Raw genomic sequence first — 15,747 nt, forward strand, 5'->3', positions numbered from 1 at the left:
ACCCGCCGCGACAGGCCCTAGCGGCGCGGGGCGATCGCCCGGCGCAGGCGCGGGGTCAGTGGGCGCTCGACCCAGCGGTGGAGCGCCCACGCGAGCAGCAGCATCAGCCCGACGGTCAACAGGAGCGTGGCGTACGAGGGCAGTCCGGCGCCGCGGTGCAGCGCGCCTATCACGACCCAGCCCAGATGCTCGTGGACGAGGTAGAACGGGTAGGTCAGCGCCCCGGCGACGGTCAGCCAGCGCCAGTCGGCCCGGCGGAACGCGCCCAGGGCGACGGCGGCGACCGCGGCGAACCCGAGGGTCACGATGGCGATGATGACGGTCGTCGAGCGGTAGGAGAAGGCGTGCACGGACGGTGCGTGCCACAGTCCGGCGACCGCGTAATGCTGTCCGATCAGCCAGCTGACCAGCACGATCGTCCAGGCGACCGGGTCCCGACGGCCGAACCGGTGCAGCAGGTACAGCCCCACGCCGCCGATGAAGAACGGGGCGTACTGGGGCATCAGCACGGTGGTGAGGAACGGCTCGTGGGCGGACTGGGCCAGCGCGGCGGCCAGCGTCCAGCCGGCGCAGAACAGGACCACCCGGCCGCGGGTGGCCCCCGGCAGCACCACGCACAGCGCGAAGAGGGCGTAGAAGCGCATCTCGGCCCAGAGGGTCCAGCAGACGCCGAGGACCCGGTGCACGCCCAACGGGTACTGGAGCATGGTGAGGTTCGTCAGCACCTCGCTGGGCGCGAGCGTCTTGAAGGCGACCCAGGGGAGCGCGAAGACGGCGGTGACGAGGAGGATCGCCGCCCAGTAGGCCGGGTACAGGCGGCCGATGCGGGAGGCGACGAAGGACCGCACTCGTCTCAGCCCGGGCGTAGCCCGGTCCGGCGAAGGGTGGTGGTGGGCGACGGGCGGGACCCAGCCGCTGAGGCAGATGACGAAGCCGCTGATCACGAAGAAGATCTGGACGCCCAGGCAGCCGTACGCGAACGCACTGGAGAGGTAAGGGAACTGGTGCGTCGGGGAGCCGCCCCAGGCCCGGGAGATGTCGCCGTTCCGGCCGCCGTAGTGGTACGCGGCGACCATCAGGGCGGCGACCAGTCGCAGCCCGTCCAGGGCGCGCAGCCGGGCGGCGCCGCCGGCCCGGTCGCGGCCCGGTGTCGCGGTGTCCCGGGCTGCGGCCGGCCCGGCGCCCGGCGCGCCGCCCGCGGTGCGGTCGGACGGCACCGGGGGAGCCCCGGGCGGCGGAGAGGTGGTGGTCATCAGGCGGCGGTCCACTTCTTGGAATGACGCTGCCTCAGTCGGCGCTGCACGGCCCGGGCCCGGCGCGCCACCCGGCGGACCGCGGCATTGCGCGGGATGAACGACAGCTGGGACGGCAGCGCGCCGGGCAGCGCCAGCACGGTGAGCCGACGGCGCTTGAAGTAGCGCCGGGTGTGCGGGTCCAGATGGGCGGCCAGGTAGCGTTCGGCGGCCCGGCGCAGGTGCGGGTAGATCTGGTGCTGCATCGCATAGCCGACGGCGGTGACCAGCGGGCCGACGTCCTGCGGGGTGGCGGTGGCGCGCGGCGCCGCGCCCCGGTCGGCGAGGTCCGGCACCAGTGCGTCCACCAGCGTCACCGGCACCCGGTTGCTGTTCTCGTACGGCGTGAGCCGCTCCAGCAGCAGTCCGGTGCCGGTCCGGGCGACCGGCAGGTCGTAGAAGGCGGACGCGGTGAGCAGCGCGGTGGAGAAGCAGCCGGCCACCAGCGCGGGCCGGACCCGCTGGTAGAGGACCTCGGCGAGCACCGGCCGGTCCAGCACGGTCAGCGAGATCCCCAGCTTCTCGGCCTCCCGCTCCAGCAGGTGCGACCAGCGGGCCGGCGCCGACGGGTGCGGCTTGAAGACGATCTCGCGGTGGCCGCGTTCGACCGCCCCGCGCACCATCTGGACGTGCAGTTCCTCTTCCTCCTGCGGGGTGAGGATGGCCAGGGCGGAGAGGTACTGGCCGAGCAGCAGCGCCGCCCCCTCGGGGACGCCGGACAGGTCGCCCGACGCCTCGCCGTCGTCGGCGAGTTCGGTCAGCACCTTGGTGAAGGCGTCGGTCGGCACGAGCACCGGCTCCACCCCGAACTCGGTGAGCAGCAGCGGCTTCAGGCCCGGCACCAGGTCCAGGTGGAGCAGCCGGCCGATCCGGGTGCCGACCAGCGGGTCGAGCTTGTTGCGGGTGGGGCCGTAGCTCATCAGCCCATCGGCGTAGACGTCCACGGGGGCGTCGGGGAACAACTGGGCCAGCGCCATGGCCGGGTTGACCTGGATCGACTCCACGACCAGCTCGACCTGGTCGTCCCCCAGCCCCCACAGCAGCCGCAGATGGCGTTCCCACAGCGGCACGTCGTTGGGGCGCGGGGACCAGCCGCCGGGGTGGAACGGGCGGATCGTCTCGTTCCAGGACAGCAGGCGGTCGAAGCGGCCGCGCAACCGCGCGAAACCGGGCATGGCGTCCAGGGCCGGGGTGGTCTCCGGGGTCGTCGCGTTGTTGCTGATCAGCAGCAGTCGGCGGTCGGCCGGGGGGAACAGGTCGGCGTCCAGGGCGGCGGCCAGGGTCGCCGCGCCGTAGAGCGTGGACGCCAGAAAGATCTGGGTACGGGGCCGGGCAGGCATCAGGCGGCGACCTCCGCCGTGGCGGAGGGGCGGCGGCGCAGCCGTCGCAGCCGGGACGCGCGCTGTACATCCATGGAATCCAGGGCTTCCTTCAGTACGTCCTGCGGCATGCGTTTCATGGCCGCGGCGCTCATCGCCCGCAATTTACGGGCGACCGCCGGCTCGAATCGTTCGATCGAACCGAGATGATGGGAAATGATCGCGCAATACGTGCGCACCGCCTTCGGCAGCAGCAGATGCGCCTCGGGGTCCTGTGCCGTTTCCTCGATCACCTGATCGAAAGCGCGGATGAAGTCCAATTGCCGGACATCGCCGATCTGGGTCAATGAGGACGCCACTCCGCGCCGGTAGAAAACCCCCAGCAGACCGGTCACCGCCATGGATTTCGCCTCGCGGTGCAGCCGCCAGATCCACGGCCGGTCCTCCGCGGTGCGCAGCCCGTCGGTGAAGTGCAGCAGGCCGTCGTCGAGCAGCCGGCGGTGGTAGATCCCGGCCCAGGCGTAGGCGTAGTCGACCGAGGTGGAGCGGTCGGCGGGCAGGATCACGCTCCGCGGATCCATCACCACCCCCCGCCGGCCGTGCGGGACCCGGTGCACGGTGCGCGCCTTGGCGGTGCACTGGACGTGGTCGGTCCGCACGAAGTCGCATCCCAACTCCTCGATGACGGAGAGGAGTTCGGGGAGATAGTCGGGGGCCAGCCAGTCGTCCCCGTCGAGGAAGGCGAGGTACTCGCCGCGGGCCGCGTCCAGACCGGTGTTGCGGGCGGTGGCCAGGCCGCCGTTCTTCTCGTGTCGCAGCACCCGGGCGCCCGGGAGGTCGGTCGCGGCGCGCGCGAGGATCTCCGGCGTCTCGTCGCGTGAACAGTCGTCGACGAGCAGGAATTCGAAATCCTCACGGGAGTTCGCCGCGAGGCTTTTCAGAGTATCGGGCGCGTATGTCTGCACGTTGTAGAACGGCACGACGACGGAGAGCTTAACCACCCCCGTGACGTTAGGTGCGGCGCCCGGCATTCGTCTTGACGCGGCGCGTACTTGGCGGTGAACGAAGAATGGCGGGATGGTTAACCAGTCCGGTGACCGGACGGTATCCGGGTGGGTTCGGTGTTCGTCGGTCGGCTGTTAACCCGTTGTTGCTCCTCAGTTGGTCCGCCGCCCGTCGCGCCTTTCTAGCGTCTTCGACGTGCCATCACCTACCCATTCGGCGCCGCGGGTCGCGGTGCTCGCCGACTCGGACACCCGGTGGAAGTGGGGCGCCCTGACCGCGCGCCGACTCCAGCCGGACGCCCGGCTCGACGGCTACCTGCTCCGCGGTCGCGCCACCCCCACCGTCCGCCAGCTCGGCGAGGTCGGAGCCCGCGCGGACTCGCTGCGGGAGATCAGGGGAGTGGACTTCCTCGAACTGATGGAGCGCGGCCCGGAGGCGGCGGACCGCACCCGCTACGACGTGCTGGTGCTGGCCTGCGTCGGCGGCGCCGTCCAGGCGATGCTGCACGGCCTCGGGCACGCCTGGCGGGCCGGCGGGCGCCGCCCCGTCGTCGTCACCGGCTACGTCGGCGTGGTCTACGAGAAGCTCGCCGACGGCCTGCTGCTGCGGCACGGCGCGGACGTGGTGCTCGCCAACTCCCGCCACGACGCGGACCGGTTCCGTGCGGTCTACCGTGGCGTGGGCGCGCCGGCCGACAGCGTGGTGGAGTGCGCCCTGCCCTTCCTCGGCGGCGCCCCCTACGAGTCCCCGCACACCCCGTACACGGTGGTGTTCGCCGCCCAGCCCTCCGTCCCGGAGAGCCGCGAGGGGCGAACGTACCTGCTGCGCCGGGCAGTTGAGCACGCCCGCCGGCACCCCGACCGCGAGGTGCTGATCAAGCTCCGCAGCAGGCCCGGCGAGCACACCACGCACATCGAGGAACTTCCCTACCAGAAGCTCGCCGCCAAGGTCCCCGGCGGACTGCCCGCCAACTGCCGCCTGGTGTACGGCAACATGGGCGAGGTCCTGGACCGCACCGACCTGATGGTCACGGTCAGTTCCACCGCAGCCCTGGAGTCGCTGCACCGCGGCATCCCCACCGCGGTCCTCACCGACCTCGGCATCCGCGAGGCGCTCGGCAACCACCACTTCCTCGGCTCCGGCTGCCTGGTCTCCTGGGACGAACTCGACGCCGGCCACCGCCCGGAGCCCGACCCCGACTGGCTGGCCCGCCAGGGCGTCGCCCCGGCGGTGCCGGCAGCCCCCCGGCCACCGCAGGAGGGATCCCCGCCCGGACGCGGCCCGGGGGAGTACGCGCACGCCTTCGACGCCGCCCGCGACCGGGTCGCCGAGCTGGTCGCCGCCGACCGCCTGCCGCCGCTCACCCCGTACTACACGCCCCGCACCGCCCCCGGCTATCTGCCCGGCATCCTCGCCCGCTACGGGCTGGACCCGCAGGGCGCACCGCTCGCCGGGTACACCGACGCGCCCCAGGAGACCGGCGGGCTACGGCAGTTCGCCCGCGACACGGTCCGCGAGGCCGCCCGGGGCGCCTACCGGCACGGCGTCCAGCGCGTCGCCCCGGCCATCCGCCGCTGGGGGCAGCTGTGAGCCGTCCCCACCCGACCGAGGAGAGCCCCATGCCCCCCACCGTTGTGGCCGTCATCCCCGCCCGCGGCGGCTCCAAGGGCGTCCCCGCCAAGAACCTCGCCGCCGTCGGGGGCGTGCCCCTGGTGGCCCGCGCGGTCCGCGAGTGCCGCGCCGCCCGGCTCGTCACCGACGTGGTCGTCTCCACCGACGACGCCGGGATCGCCGCCGCCGCGCGCGGCGCCGGCGCGGTGGTCATACGCCGGCCCGGCGAGATCGCCGGCGACACCGCCACCAGCGAGGCCGCGGTCCGGCACGCCATGGACACCTACGAGGCCGAACAGGGCCGCCGGGTCGACGCGGTGCTGCTCGTCCAGTGCACCAGCCCGTTCCTGGTCAGCGAGGACATCGACGCGGTGGCCGCGGCGGTCGTCGAGGGCGGTGCGGACAGCGCGCTGACCGTCGCCCCCTTCCACGGCTTCGTCTGGCGGGACGCCGAGGCCGCCACGGACGCCGCGGGCGCCGCCCCCGAGGAGGCGGCCGCCCCCGACGGCGGCGGCCGCGGCGTCAACCACGACAAGTCCTTCCGGCCGCGCCGCCAGGACCGCCCGCAGGACCTGCTGGAGACCGGCGCCGCCTACGCCATGGACGCGGCCGGCTTCCGCACCAGCGGCCACCGCTTCTTCGGCCGCACCGAACTGGTCCGCACCGACCCGGCCCGGGTGCTGGAGATCGACGACCCGCACGACCTGGCCCGGGCCCGCGCCCTGGCCCCGCTGCTGGACGCTCCGCGCCCCGGCGCCCTCGCCGGCCCTTCTCCCACCGCCCTCGCCGGCCCTTCTCCCGCCGCCCTCCCGACAAGCGACGACATCGACGCCGTCGTCCTCGACTTCGACGGCACCCAGACCGACGACCGGGTGCTGATCGACGCCGAGGGCCGGGAGACCGTCGCCGTGCACCGCGGCGACGGCCTGGGGATCGCCGCGCTCCGCCGCTCCGGGCTGAAGCTGCTGATCCTCTCCACCGAGCAGAACCCGGTGGTCGCCGCCCGCGCGCGGAAGCTGAAGGTGCCCGTCCTGCACGGCATCGACCGCAAGGACGTCGCCCTCAAACAGTGGTGCGAGGAGTCCGGCGTCACCCCCGAGCGGGTGCTCTACGTCGGCAACGACGTCAACGACCTGCCCTGCTTCGACCTCGTCGGCTGGCCGGTGGCGGTCGCCTCCGCCCACGACGTGGTGCGCGGCGCGGCCCGCGCGGTCACCGCCACCCCCGGCGGCAGCGGCGCCGTCCGCGAGATCGCCGGCTGGCTCCTCGGCCCGTCCCTGTAACGCCGTTACAGCGCCAATCCCGCCGCACCCCCGACACCGTCCCCAAACCACCGCCCCCAGCCACCACCCCGAAGCACCTCCCCGAACAGAACGAAGGAACCTCCCATGAGCAGCAACGCCCGCCTCCGCTCCCTCGGCGACCGCCTGGTCGGCCCCGGCCGCCCCGTCTACGTCACCGGCGAGATCGGCATCAACCACAACGGCGACCTGGAGAACGCCTTCGCGCTGATCGACGCCGCCGCGGACGCCGGCTGCGACGCGGTCAAGTTCCAGAAGCGGACCCCCGAGATCTGCACCCCGCGCGACCAGTGGGACATCGAGCGCGACACCCCCTGGGGCCGGATGACCTACATCGACTACCGCCACCGCGTGGAGTTCGACGAGGACGGCTACCGCGCCATCGACGAGTACTGCAAGAAGCGCGGCATCGCGTGGTTCGCCTCTCCCTGGGACGTCGAGTCCGTCGCCTTCCTGGAGAAGTTCGACGTGCCCTGCTACAAGGTGGCCTCCGCCTCGCTCACCGACGACGAGCTGCTGCGCGCCCTGCGCGCCACCGGCCGCGCCGTCATCCTCTCCACCGGCATGTCCACCCCCCGGCAGATCCGGCACGCCGTCGAGGTGCTGGGCAGCGACAACATCGTCCTCTGCCACGCCACCAGCACCTACCCGGCCAAGGCCGAAGAGCTCAACCTCCGCATGATCCACACCCTCCAGGCCGAGTACCCCAACGTGCCGATCGGCTACAGCGGCCACGAGACCGGCCTGCAGACCACCCTCGCCGCGGTCGCCCTCGGCGCCACCTTCGTCGAGCGGCACATCACCCTCGACCGCGCCATGTGGGGCTCCGACCAGGCCGCCTCCGTCGAGCCGCAGGGCCTGACCCGCCTGGTCCGCGACATCCGCACCATCGAGGAGTCCCTCGGCGACGGCGTCAAGAAGGTCTACGAGAGCGAGCTCGGCCCGATGAAGAAGCTGCGCCGGATCGCCGGCGTGGTCGCCGAGGAGGAGGCCGCCGAGGCCGCCGACCGCGAGCCGGCCGCCGTCTGACCGGCCCCACGCCGACAGGAGTTCGCCACGTGAGCTCACCCGAAGGGACCTGCGCCGCCGGCGCCGAGGTCCCGCCCGAGGAGACGGCGGGTACTCCCACCCGCCGTCTCCTCGGCGTCCCCCGGCAGCGCAAGCGGACCGAACCCACCGGTGACGACATGACCACTGCCCTCACGGACACCGCCCGTGCGGACACCGGCACCCTCGCCTTCGTCGAGAGCCCGGTCCAGCTGCTGAACGTCCTCGAATGGGCGCACACCCGGGCCGGCGGCGACCAGCCCGCCGCGCTCACCGTCGTGGTGCTCGCCCCGCACGACCCGATGACCCGTGGTCAGCTGCGCCGGATGGTCGAACTCGCCCGCGACGAGGGCCACACCGTCCGCTGGGAGGAGGCCCGCGGCGGCACCACCGCCCCGCTGCGCACCATCGGCGGCCTCACCCCGCTGCTCCGCCGGGCCGACCGGATCGTCCTCGGCGACCCCTTCTCCCGCTACGTCCAGCTGCTCCTCGGCCTCACCCGGGCCCGCGACCTGGTCGTGGTCGACGACGGCACCGCCACCATGGAGTTCATCGGCCAACTCGCCCGCGGCGAAAGGCTGGTGCGCTGGCACCGGCAGGGCTCCGGGCGCGGCCCCCGCGACCTGGTCTTCGCGCCGTTCGCCGCCGCGGCCCGCCGCCGCCTGACCCCCGGCCCCGAGGGCGCCCGGCGCCGCCGCACCGTCGCCCTCTTCAGCTCCATGCCGGTCCAGGTGCCCGAGGGCATGGCGGTCACCGCCAACGACTTCGCCTGGACCCGCGGTCGCTTCGGCCCGCCCCGCCTGACCCGCACCGCCGACATCGTCGGCACCTCGCTGGTGGAGACCGGCGTCGTCGACACCGACCGCTACCTGGCCGCGGTCGCCGACCTGGCCCGTGCGCACGGCGCCACCCGCTACTTCGCCCACCGTCGGGAACGCGCCGGCAAGCTCCACCGCCTGGCCACCGAGACCGGCCTGGAGGTGGTCCGCCCCGACCTCCCCCTGGAACTGATCGCGCGCCGCGGCCCGGTGGGCCGGCTGGTCCTCAGCTTCCCCTCCACCGTCGTCCACACCCTGCCACTGGCCCTCCGGGGAACCGGAGTCCAGGTCGCGGTCTGCGACATCGACCCCGCCTGGCTCACCGCGCACGCCTCCCCGCGCGCCCAGGGTTTCCTCGACGATGTCACCGGCACCGCCCAGGACGTACGGCGACTGCCCGGGGTGGTGGCGGCACTCCCCCGCAAGCCGGAGGTGCCCCCACCCGCTTGCGGGGGAGTGCCGCCCGTTTGCGAGGGAGAACCCGACCGAACCTGACAGTGAGTGATGAAGCCCTGATGAGGCCCTGATAAAGCCCTCCTTCATACCCGTACCAAAAACCGTCCATGCACCCGGCTGCCTAAAATTTCTTCCCCTGACGGGCTGAACTTTTGTTGATCGAGGGACAGTTGCCCCGTTCGGCCCCGTAACCTTCAACGGGTGAACCAACTGATGTCTCGCGCCGCCGACGATCCGCACGCCTCCGCCCTGCCCGGCACGCTCTCCGAGGCACTACGCGCCGAACTCATCACGTTCCGCCGCGACTTGCACATGAACCCGGAGCTCGGCAACCAGGAGTTCCGGACCACCGCGGCGATCAAGGACAGGCTGGAGAAGGCCGGGCTCAGCCCGCGGGCCCTCACCACCGGCACCGGCCTTATCTGTGACATCGGTACGGACGACGGCACCACGGCCGGCGGGCGGCTCGCCCTCCGCGCGGACATCGACGCCCTCCCCATCCCCGACACCAAGACCGTCGACTACGCCTCCACGGTCCCCGGTCGCGCCCACGCCTGCGGCCACGACGTGCACACCACCGTCGTGCTCGGCGCCGGACTGGTCCTGGCCGAGCTGGACCGCGAGGGCCGACTGCCCCGCCCGGTGCGGCTGCTCTTCCAGCCGGCCGAGGAGGTCCTGCCCGGCGGTGCCGCCGAGGCCGTCGAGAGCGGTGCGCTGGACGGCGTCGGGCAGATCCTCGCCGTGCACTGCGACCCCCGGGTGGACGCCGGCCGGATCGGCCTGCGCACGGGCGCGATCACCTCCGCCTGCGACCGCCTGGAGATCACCCTCGAAGGGCCCGGCGGCCACACCGCCCGTCCGCACCTGACCACGGACATGGTCACCGCCGCCGCCCGGGTCGCCATCGACGTCCCGGCGGTGATCTCCCGCCGGGTGGACGCCCGGGCCGGCCTCGCGATCACCTGGGGCCGGATGGAGACCGGCCACGCCTGCAACGTCATCCCGCAGCGCGCCGCGCTCGCCGGCACCATCCGCTGCCTGGACCTGAACGCCTGGCGGCAGGCGCCGGACCTCGTCCACGCGGCGATCGACGAGGTCGCCACCCTGCACGGCGCCAAGTCCCAGATCGACTACGTCCGCGGCGTCCCGCCCGTCGTCAACGAGGCGGACAGCGTCCAGCTGCTGCACGACGCGATGGCCGCCCGCTGCGGTGCCGAGGCCGTCGAGGGCACCGAGCAGTCCCTCGGCGGCGAGGACTTCTCCTGGTACCTCGAACACGTCCCGGGCGCCATGGCCCGGCTGGGCGTCCGCCCGCCCGGCGAGCTGAGCAGCCTCGACCTGCACCGCGGCGACTTCGACGTCGACGAGCACGCGATCACCGTCGGGGTCGAGCTGTTCACGGCGGCGGCGCTGCTCTGAGGCCCGCGGACCGTAAAGATCCCGCCACATCCCACCACCCCGGGCGGTCGGCCTTGCGTCGACCGCCCGCCGTGTTGCCGGGGCACGCCGTGAGAGACGAATCGATAACGGCGACGCCATGGAGGGTTTTGCGCCAGGTCTACGCGCGTTAATCTCCCGACAAGCCAGCGCCACTGGGGGCGCTTACAGCGAAGGGAAGGCCCCGTGCGTCGGGTCATCAGGGTTGTCGCCGCGGCCACCGCCACCGCGTGTCTCGGGCTCACCGCCACCGCTTGCGGCCAGAGTTTCGCCGAGGCCAACCGCGCGAAACACGCCGGCGTCGGGCTGGCCTTCGACATCGGCGGGCGGGACGATCACTCGTTCAACGAGGCGGCCGCCCGCGGTACGGAGAACGCCCGCCGGCAACTGGGCGTGAACGTCAAAATGCTCACCGCGAAGAACGGCGAGACCGAGGCCGACCGCGAGCAGCGGCTGACCTCGTTCGCCGAGGCCGGGTACAACCCGGTGATCGGGGTGGGCTTCGCCTACAGCCAGTCCGTGCAGAACGTCGCCAAGGACTTCCCGGACACCACCTTCGGCGTGGTCGACGCGGTGCCGACCGGCAAGAACGTCGACGCGATGGTGTTCGCCGAGCACGAGGGGTCGTACCTGGCCGGCGTCGCGGCCGCGCTGAAGAGCAAGACCCACAAGGTCGGCTTCATCGGCGGGGTCAACAACGCGCTGATCCAGAAGTTCCAGGCCGGCTTCGAGCAGGGCGTGCGCGACACCGACCCGAAGGCCAAGGTCGTCTCGCAGTACCTGTACCCCAACAACGACAAGGGCTTCAACGACCCGGCCGCCGCCAAGGCCAAGGCCCAGGGCATGCTCGACAGCGGCATCGACATCATCTACTCGGCCGCCGGCCAGTCCGGCGCCGGCTCGATCGAGGCGGTCAGCAAGGTCAAGGGCGCCTGGGCGATCGGGGTGGACTCCGACCAGTACCGGCAGCCGGGACTGGCCCGTTACAAGGACCACATCCTGACCTCCGTGGTGAAGAACGTGGACGTGGCGGTCTTCGACCTCATCAAGAGCTGCGAGCAGCACAAGCCGCTGACCGGCATCCACACCTACGACCTGAAGCACGGCGGGGTCTCGCTCGCCACCTCGGGCGGTTTCATCAAGGACATCCAGCCGCAGATCGACGCGGTCCGGAAGAAGATCATCGAGGGTCAGGTGAAGGTCAAGGAGACGCCGTAGCCGTAGCCTCCGGGGGCCGCACCCGGCAGCCCCACGGGGCCGCCGCGGGCCCCACTCCCCCCTCTTTTCCCCGCTTTTTCCCCACCCGTCCGCTTCTTCCGCTCCTTCGCCCCTGAGGGGAGTGCGCCATCAACGCAGCGCCCACCAGCAGCAGCCCGCCCGGCCAGGACGCCCCTGCTGTAGAACTCCGCGGGATCACCAAAAGGTTCCCCGGCGTCGTGGCCAACCACGACATCCACCTCACCGTCCGCCGCGGTACCGTCCACGCCCTGTGCGGCGAGAACGGCGCCGGCAAGTCGACCCTGATGAAGATCCTCTACGGCATGCAGAAGCCGGACGAGGGCACCATCGCGCTCGACGGCGAGCAGGTCGCCCTGCACTCTCCGGGCGACGCCATCGCCCGCGGCATCGGCATGGTGCACCAGCACTTCATGCTCGCCGACAACCTCACCGTCCTGGAGAACACCGTCCTCGGCGCGGAGAAACTGCACGGCATCGGCGCCGGCGCCCGCGCACGGATACGTGAGATCTCCGACGCGTACGGGCTGAACATCCGGCCGGACGTGCTCATCGAGGACCTGGGCGTCGCCGACCGCCAGCGGGTGGAGATCCTCAAGGTCCTCTACCGGGGCGCCCGGACGCTGATCCTCGACGAGCCGACCGCGGTCCTCGTCCCGCAGGAGGTCGACGCGCTCTTCGACAACCTCCGCGAGCTCAAGTCCGAGGGCCTGACCGTCATCTTCATCTCGCACAAGCTGGGCGAGGTGCTGTCGGTCGCCGACGACATCACCGTCATCCGGCGCGGCACGACGGTGGCGTCCGTCGAGCCGTCGAGGACCACCCCCAAGCAGCTGGCCGAGCTGATGGTCGGCAGCGAGCTGCCCTCCCCGGAGACCCGCGAGTCCACCGTCACCGACGTGGAGATGCTGAAGGTCAGCGACGTGCGGCTGTCCGCCACGGACTCCGACGGCGTGGTCCGCACGGTGCTGGACGGCATCTCGTTCACCATCCGCAAGGGCGAGGTGCTGGGCGTCGCCGGCGTCGAGGGCAACGGGCAGGCCGAGCTGGTCGAGGCCGTCATGGGCACCCGCACGCCCGACGGCGGGACCATCACCCTGGACGGCCGGGACCTGTCGCGGTCCTCCACCCGCGCCCGCCGCGAGGGCGGCATCGGCTACATCCCCGAGGACCGGCACCGGCACGGCCTGCTGCTGGACGCCCCGCTGTGGGAGAACCGCATCCTGGGCCACGTCACCGAGCGCCCCAACAGCAAGGGCAAGCTCCTCGACCTGGCCGGTGCCCGCAAGGACACCGAGCGGATCGTCGCCGAGTACGACGTCCGCACCCCCGGCATCGAGGTCACCGCGGCCTCGCTCTCCGGCGGCAACCAGCAGAAGCTGATCGTCGGCCGCGAGATGAGCCACCACCCCAAGCTGCTGATCGCCGCCCACCCCACCCGCGGGGTCGACGTCGGCGCGCAGGCGCAGATCTGGGAGCAGATCCGCGTCGCGCGCCGGGAGGGGCTGGCGGTCCTGCTGATCTCTGCCGACCTGGACGAGCTGATCGGGCTGTCCGACACCCTGCGGGTGATGTACCGCGGCCGGCTGGTCGCGGACGCCGACCCCGCAGTGATCACCCCGGAGGAGTTGGGCTCCGCCATGACCGGTGCCGCCAGCGGCCACCTCAGCGCGTCGGACGACAGCGCCGTCGCCCAGGGGGGTGGCGAGAAGTGAGCACGTCCACCACCACGCCGACGACCAAGAAGACCCCGGCCGTTGACGCCATCGCGCGCAGCGCCGCCCGGGACAAGGTCCTGCTGGGCATCGCCGCCCCGGTGCTGGCGATCGTCGCCGCGATAGTGATCAGCTCGCTGGTCTTCCTGGCGTCCGGCGAGAACCCGTTCCGGGCCTACGGGATCATGGCCGACTACGGCCACTACAGCGACAGCCAGGTCTGGATCATCAACAAGGCGGTGCCGTACTACCTTTCGGCGCTCGCGGTGGCCATCGGCTTCCGGATGAACCTGTTCAACATCGGTGTGGACGGGCAGTACCGGTTGGCCGCCTTCGCCGCGGCGGCGGTCGGCGGCGCCATCGCGCTGCCCGGCGCCCTCCAGATCATCCTGCTCATCGTCATCGCGATGCTGGTGGGCGCGATCTGGTCCGGCATCGCCGGCCTGCTGAAGACCACCCGCGGGGTCAGCGAGGTGATCACCACGATCATGCTGAACTCCATCGCGGCGTCGTTGATCGGCTACTTCCTCCAGGACGGCCGGCTCGCTGTCAAGGACGGCAACCTCCTGCACACCAAGTTCCTGCCGGAGTCCAGCCACTTCTTCTCCTTCCCGGCCCACCCCAAGCCGGTCGAGGGCTTCGTGGTGGTCGCGGTGGTGGCCGGTGCCCTGTACTGGTTCCTGATCAACCGCACCCGCTTCGGTTTCGACCTGCGGGCGGTGGGCGCCTCCGAGTCGGCCGCCGAGGCCAGCGGCGTCAGCGTCAAGCGGATGATCGTCATCAGCATGCTGCTGTCCGGTGCCGCGGCCGGCCTGGTCGGGATGCCGACCCTGCTCGGCGAATCGTTCCAGTACGGCACCGACTTCCCCGCCGGTATCGGCTTCACCGGCATCGCCATCGCCCTGCTCGGCCGCAACAACCCGGCCGGCATGGCCTTCGGCGCCCTGCTCTGGGCGTTCCTCGACCGCACCGGCTCCCGGCTGGAGTTCGAGGGCTACGCCCAGGAGATCGTCGGCGTCATCCAGGGCGTGATCGTGCTCTGCGTGGTCGTCGCCTACGAGGTCGTCCGCCGCTACGGGCTGCGTCTCCAGCAGCGCAAGGTCGGCGAGGAACTGGCCGTGCTGGCCCGCACCGGCGACGACACGAACGGGACCGGCGCCGCCGGCAACAGTGACAAGCCGGAGGTGACGGCGTGAGTACGGAACTCAAGTCCGCGGCGCGACCCGCGGCCCCCGGCCCGGGCGGCGGGAAGCGGAAGCTGACCTACCCCTGGATCATGCTGATCGTCGCCGGCGCGCTGTTGGCGGTCTCCGCCCTGCGGGCCGTCAGCGGCGCCGCGGACCTCACGTCCGCCGGCCAGTTCGGGGCCGCGCTCAGCGCCGCCGTACCGATCGGGCTGGCCGGTCTGGGCGGTCTGTGGGCCGAGCGGGCCGGCGTGATCAACATCGGACTCGAAGGCATGATGATGCTCGGCTCGTTCGCGGCCGGCTGGGTGGGCTGGCAGCACGGCCCCTGGGCGGCTGCCGCGGCCGGCATCCTCGGCGGCGCGCTCGGCGGCCTGGTGCACGCCGTCGCCACCGTGACCTTCGGCGTGGACCACATCGTCTCCGGTGTCGCGATCAACATCCTGGCGCTGGGCGCCACCCAGTACCTCGCCACCCTCTGGTTCGGCCAGGAGGGCAGCGCGGCGATGGTGGCCGGCGGCAACGACAAGCAGTCCCCGCCGATGTCCGACATGCCGACCTTCACCGTCCCCGGCCTCGCGGACTGGCTGAACGGGATCGAGGGCCACCACTGGTTCCTGGTCTCCGACGTCGCCGGGGTGCTCGGCGCCGCGGTCACCGGCGTCTCCTGGCTCACCGTCCTGACCATCGGCCTCTTCGTCGGCACCTTCTTCCTGCTGTGGCGCTCGTCGTTCGGCCTGCGGCTGCGGTCCTGCGGCGAGGCCCCGCTCTCCGCCGAGACCCTCGGCGTCAACGTCTACGCGTACAAGTACGCGGCGGTGCTGGTCTCCGGCGCGCTGGCCGGCCTCGGCGGCGCCTTCCTGGCGATCAGCGTGCACTTCTACCAGGACGGTCAGACCGGCGGGCGCGGTTACATCGGTCTGGCCACGATGATCTTCGGCAACTGGCGGCCGGGCGGCGTCGCCCTCGGCGCGGGCCTGTTCGGCTTCATGGACGCCATGCAGCTGCGCAGCGGTGGCCCGACCGTGCACGCCCTGCTGCTGGGCCTGGCCGCGCTGCTCGCCGGCCTGGCGCTGGTGCGGCTGCGGGCCGCCAAGCGGGCCCAGGCCGCGGTCGCCGCGGTCGCCGCCGTGGTCCTGTTGGTCTGGTACGCGCTCTCCGACAGCGTCCCGCTGGAACTGGTCGAGGCCAGCCCCTACATCGCTACGCTGCTGGTCCTGGCGCTCTTCTCACAGCGCCTGCGGTCCCCGAAGGCGATCGGCAAGCCCTACCGCCGGGGCCAGGGCCACTGACGCGCGCGGATCCCCGCACCGCGCGCGAAGGAAG

12 protein-coding genes are annotated in these 15,747 nt (G+C 72.3%); 9 read left to right on the forward strand and 3 right to left on the reverse strand.

What is annotated here, in order from left to right; translation table 11 throughout:
* Positions 1-17: 17 nt before the first annotated feature.
* Genes JNO44_RS26610 through JNO44_RS26620 form a run of 3 tightly spaced genes read right to left on the reverse strand, consistent with a single transcriptional unit; the run spans position 18 to position 3,612 of the window.
* Positions 18-1,253 carry an acyltransferase family protein gene (locus tag JNO44_RS26610; protein ID WP_205366396.1) on the reverse strand — a complete coding sequence of 412 codons (1,236 nt, stop codon included), beginning with the start codon at positions 1,251-1,253 and terminating at the stop codon, positions 18-20.
* Positions 1,253-2,632 (reverse strand): polysialyltransferase family glycosyltransferase, encoded by a 1,380-nt coding sequence (locus tag JNO44_RS26615; RefSeq protein ID WP_205366397.1) that lies wholly within the window; start codon positions 2,630-2,632, stop codon positions 1,253-1,255. Before JNO44_RS26615 ends, JNO44_RS26610 begins: the two co-directional genes overlap by 1 nt.
* Positions 2,632-3,612, reverse strand: a complete 981-nt coding sequence (locus tag JNO44_RS26620) for a glycosyltransferase family 2 protein (RefSeq protein ID WP_205366398.1) — start codon at positions 3,610-3,612, stop codon at positions 2,632-2,634. Before JNO44_RS26620 ends, JNO44_RS26615 begins: the two co-directional genes overlap by 1 nt.
* 199 nt (positions 3,613-3,811) lie before the next feature.
* Here JNO44_RS26620 and JNO44_RS26625 point away from each other — a divergent pair, with 199 nt between their 5' ends.
* The 9 genes from JNO44_RS26625 to JNO44_RS26665 all read left to right on the forward strand — a co-directional run bounded on the left by JNO44_RS26625 (position 3,812) and on the right by JNO44_RS26665 (position 15,713).
* Entirely contained in the window at positions 3,812-5,206 is a 1,395-nt protein-coding gene (locus JNO44_RS26625; RefSeq protein ID WP_338058578.1) for a DUF6716 putative glycosyltransferase, read from the forward strand.
* A 29-nt stretch (positions 5,207-5,235) separates the two neighbouring features.
* A complete protein-coding gene (locus JNO44_RS26630; protein WP_205366399.1) occupies positions 5,236-6,510 on the forward strand; it encodes an acylneuraminate cytidylyltransferase in 1,275 nt (424 codons plus the stop codon).
* Between the two features lie 105 nt (positions 6,511-6,615).
* Positions 6,616-7,557, forward strand: coding sequence for an N-acetylneuraminate synthase family protein (locus tag JNO44_RS26635; RefSeq protein ID WP_205366400.1), 942 nt, complete (start codon positions 6,616-6,618; stop codon positions 7,555-7,557).
* Between the two features lie 29 nt (positions 7,558-7,586).
* A complete protein-coding gene (locus JNO44_RS26640) occupies positions 7,587-8,888 on the forward strand; it encodes a hypothetical protein (protein ID WP_420882685.1) in 1,302 nt (433 codons plus the stop codon).
* 174 nt (positions 8,889-9,062) lie between these two features.
* A complete protein-coding gene (locus JNO44_RS26645; protein ID WP_205370588.1) occupies positions 9,063-10,268 on the forward strand; it encodes an amidohydrolase in 1,206 nt (401 codons plus the stop codon).
* Positions 10,269-10,472: 204 nt separating this feature from the next.
* Positions 10,473-11,504, forward strand: a complete 1,032-nt coding sequence (locus JNO44_RS26650) for a BMP family lipoprotein (protein ID WP_205366401.1) — start codon at positions 10,473-10,475, stop codon at positions 11,502-11,504.
* Positions 11,505-11,722: 218 nt separating this feature from the next.
* Complete coding sequence (locus JNO44_RS26655) at positions 11,723-13,237, forward strand: ABC transporter ATP-binding protein (RefSeq protein WP_205366402.1); 1,515 nt, start codon at positions 11,723-11,725, stop codon at positions 13,235-13,237.
* Positions 13,234-14,433, forward strand: a complete 1,200-nt coding sequence (locus JNO44_RS26660; protein ID WP_205366403.1) for an ABC transporter permease — start codon at positions 13,234-13,236, stop codon at positions 14,431-14,433. The genes JNO44_RS26655 and JNO44_RS26660 overlap by 4 nt, the downstream gene beginning before the upstream one ends.
* Positions 14,430-15,713 (forward strand): ABC transporter permease, encoded by a 1,284-nt coding sequence (locus JNO44_RS26665; RefSeq protein WP_205366404.1) that lies wholly within the window; start codon positions 14,430-14,432, stop codon positions 15,711-15,713. Before JNO44_RS26660 ends, JNO44_RS26665 begins: the two co-directional genes overlap by 4 nt.
* Positions 15,714-15,747: the final 34 nt, after the last annotated feature.

This window comes from Streptomyces noursei, from assembly GCF_016917755.1.
Classification (GTDB): Bacteria; Actinomycetota; Actinomycetes; order Streptomycetales; family Streptomycetaceae; genus Streptomyces; species Streptomyces yunnanensis.

What these genes read in the sequence shown, in the direction of transcription:
- JNO44_RS26615 (WP_205366397.1), bottom strand. Translation starts at nt 2,632, where the DNA reads ATGCCTGCCCGGCCCCGTACCCAGATCTTTCTGGCGTCCACGCTCTAC.
- JNO44_RS26635 (WP_205366400.1), top strand. Translation starts at nt 6,616, where the DNA reads ATGAGCAGCAACGCCCGCCTCCGCTCCCTCGGCGACCGCCTGGTCGGC.
- JNO44_RS26630 (WP_205366399.1), top strand. Translation starts at nt 5,236, where the DNA reads ATGCCCCCCACCGTTGTGGCCGTCATCCCCGCCCGCGGCGGCTCCAAG.
- JNO44_RS26610 (WP_205366396.1), bottom strand. Translation starts at nt 1,253, where the DNA reads ATGACCACCACCTCTCCGCCGCCCGGGGCTCCCCCGGTGCCGTCCGAC.
- JNO44_RS26645 (WP_205370588.1), top strand. Translation starts at nt 9,063, where the DNA reads ATGTCTCGCGCCGCCGACGATCCGCACGCCTCCGCCCTGCCCGGCACG.